Origin of the sequence: Pseudoalteromonas sp. S3178 (assembly GCF_005886985.1) — a bacterium.
GTDB lineage: Bacteria > Pseudomonadota > Gammaproteobacteria > Enterobacterales > Alteromonadaceae > Pseudoalteromonas > Pseudoalteromonas carrageenovora.
Window position 1 is genome coordinate 1 of the sequence record NZ_PNCW01000647.1, and the last position, 336, is coordinate 336.

Consider the following 336-nt stretch of genomic DNA (forward strand, 5'->3'; position numbering starts at 1 on the left):
CTAAATACCGGACCTTTATGAAACGAGAAGCGCTGCTCTTGAGTGTTAAAAATGCTTGCACCCAGAATATCTGCTGGTAACAAATCAATGGTAAATTGAATACGTTGATAACTCATCCCCAGGGCTTGTGCCAAACCATGCGACAGGGTTGTTTTACACATACCTGGAAGATCTTCTAATAATAAATGGCCGCGCGCTAACATTGCACACAGAGCTAACTTTATTTGCTGTTCTTTGCCATAAATAACATCAGCTAGGCCTAAGGTCAGCTGTTTTAATTGTTCTTGCATAAGGGGGCTTATTAATTTAGTTCTAAACGCTTCATAACCATATCAA

At 39.9% G+C, this 336-nt stretch carries 1 protein-coding gene; it reads right to left on the reverse strand.

All coding sequences use genetic code 11. The annotated features are described in order from the left end of the window. The coding region (locus CWC11_RS22595; RefSeq protein WP_171038542.1) for an AAA family ATPase at positions 1–290 on the reverse strand (290 nt) is incomplete at its 3' end. Between the last annotated feature and the right edge of the window lie 46 nt (positions 291–336).